Source organism: Rhizobacter sp. P3_B12 (assembly GCF_056402895.1).
The window spans coordinates 1-1,002 of the sequence record NZ_JBFUGN010001489.1 but is presented as its reverse complement, the minus strand read 5'-3'; the positions used below and the strand labels follow the sequence as shown (position 1 = coordinate 1,002).

Here is a 1,002-nt window from a genome sequence, read left to right as displayed (position 1 = left end):
ACGCTGGTGCAGATCAGCGACCTGCACGTCGGCGCGACGATCCGCAAGGGTTTCGTCGACCGCGTGGTCGATGCCGCCAATGCGCTGGACGCCGACGTGATGGCGCTGACCGGCGACCTGGTCGACGGGCGGGTGCCGGAGCTCTCCGAGCACACTGCGCCGCTCGGGCGGCTGCAGGCGCGGCACGGCGTGTTCGCGGTCACCGGCAATCACGAGTACTACTCCGGCGCGCCGGCCTGGGTGGCCGAACTGCGGCGGCTCGGCATCACGGTGCTGATGAACGAGCACCTGCTGCTGAAGCACGGCGCGGGGCGGCTGCTGCTGGCGGGCGTGACCGATTTCGGCGCGCACCATTTCGACGAAGGGCAGCGCAGCGATCCGGCGCGGGCGATGCGCGGCGCGTCGGATGAAGCGCATGCGAAGGTGCTGCTGGCGCACCAGCCGCGCAGCGCGGCGGCGGCGGCCGAGGCGGGCTTCGACCTGCAGCTGTCAGGCCACACGCACGGCGGGCAGTTCCTGCCGTGGAATCTGTTCGTGCCGCTGCAGCAGCCGTTCGTGGCCGGGCTGCACCGGCTGGGCTCGCTGTGGGTCTATGTGAGCCGGGGGACGGGCTACTGGGGTCCGCCGAAGCGGCTGGGGGCGCCGTCGGAGATCACGCGTGTCAGGCTCGTGAGGGCCTGAGCGGCAAATTCAGCCGGCACGGTTTGCCGGCACACGAGGGGGTTCGGTCCGCGCACCCTTCGGGTGGGCGGCCGGCCGCTCCAGGCCCGCGTGATCACGCGGATCGCGCGACGGGCCTTCGACACGGCGGCGTCGGGCGTCGGGGCGCTCTGAGAGCTGGTTCATCGAAACACTCCTGCGGGCATGGGCCCGTCTGGAATGGGGCAATCGACATGCCCGGCGGGGTCAGCGCCCTTCCGACAAGCGGGCCAGCACCAGGCGTGCCGTCGACAGGTTGGTGGCGCAGGGCACGTCGTGCACGTCGCAGGCCCGCACCAGCGC

The 1,002-nt window shown here is 72.1% G+C and carries 1 protein-coding gene and 1 pseudogene; one reads left to right on the top strand and one right to left on the bottom strand.

Annotated elements, in window-relative coordinates:
• The coding region (locus AC1D01_RS36340; protein WP_477874613.1) for a metallophosphoesterase at positions 1–681 on the top strand (681 nt) is incomplete at its 5' end.
• A gap of 225 nt (positions 682–906) precedes the next feature.
• Here AC1D01_RS36340 and AC1D01_RS36335 read toward each other — a convergent pair.
• Positions 907–1,002: pseudogene (locus AC1D01_RS36335) on the bottom strand (methylglyoxal synthase); the annotation flags it as partial.